General features: G+C 78.5%; 1 protein-coding gene. It reads left to right on the forward strand.

Going from position 1 to position 530, the window contains the following annotated elements; translation table 11 throughout:
- Positions 1–285: 285 nt before the first annotated feature.
- Positions 286–530, forward strand: a 245-nt coding sequence (locus VE25_RS23225) for a hypothetical protein (protein WP_210166891.1), incomplete at its 3' end; no start/stop codon positions are given.

A 530-nucleotide genomic window follows, 5' to 3' on the forward strand; every position in this document is an offset into this window, starting at 1 on the left:
TGGGGGGGTGTGGGGGTGGGCGGCGACGAGGAGGGTCGCGCTGGGCTACTAGGGGTGGTGCAGGGGGGAGGTGAGGGCGAGGAGGGTGAGTGTCTGGACCGGAGAGTAGCGCCCGTGACAGAGTGGTGCGGCGGTGGGTGCCGTGCCGCGGGTGTGGGCGGGGTGGGCGAGGGGGGTGATGCGGGCGACGGAGGCCGCGGGGGCGGTGGGTTGCGTGAGGTGGGGCATGGGGGGGTGGGCGTGGGGGGTGGTGGGGGCGGGGGCGCGGTTGGGGGGAGGCGGGGGATGGGGTGCGTCGCGGGGGCCAGCGGCGTCGGCGGGGCGGGTACGGAGCTGGTGCGCGTTGTCGCGCGGGTGCTGCGGGCGTGGGCGGTGCCGCTAGTGGAGCCGGTGCGCTGGCGCGCCGTGTCGCGGCGGCCGCGCACGACCGGATACGCGGTGGGCTATGCCGTCCTGCAGGACCAGCAGCGCGGCCGCGGGACGTGGCTGCTCGACGTGCTCCCGCTGCCCGGGCGGGCCGCGGGCGCGAG

The organism is Devosia geojensis (assembly GCF_000969415.1).
Lineage (GTDB): Bacteria > Pseudomonadota > Alphaproteobacteria > Rhizobiales > Devosiaceae > Devosia > Devosia geojensis.